This is a genomic window from Halomonas sp. ND22Bw, from assembly GCF_003011945.1.
Lineage (GTDB): Bacteria > Pseudomonadota > Gammaproteobacteria > Pseudomonadales > Halomonadaceae > Halomonas > Halomonas halophila.
Genome location: NZ_PXWD01000853.1, coordinates 1 through 272, shown reverse-complemented (window position 1 = coordinate 272; position 272 = coordinate 1). Strand labels below are relative to the sequence as shown.

The 272-nt window shown below is 60.7% G+C and carries 1 protein-coding gene; it reads right to left on the bottom strand.

The genetic code is table 11. The features are described 5' to 3' along the window. Positions 1 to 272 (bottom strand): OmpA family protein (locus tag CVH10_RS20565; protein WP_146143195.1); only part of this gene is annotated, 272 nt, incomplete at both ends.

Sequence of the window (272 nt, the reverse complement as noted above, 5' to 3'; positions counted from 1 at the left end):
CCCGATTTACCAGATAGCTACGGATGGACTCAGCGCGGCGGGCGCCGAGCGCCAGATTGTACTCTCGCGTTCCGCGCTCGTCTGCATTGCCTTCGATGCGAACCAGGACCTGAGGATATTGCTGGAGCCAGAGCGCCTGCGCATCGAGGCGGGAAAAGGCCTCCGGGCTGATCCGATAGCTGTCCAGATCAAAATAGACCCGATCCCCCACATTGACGATGAAATCCTGGGCCGTGCCCGGCAAAGCCGTTCCCGACGCCACGATCGTATTG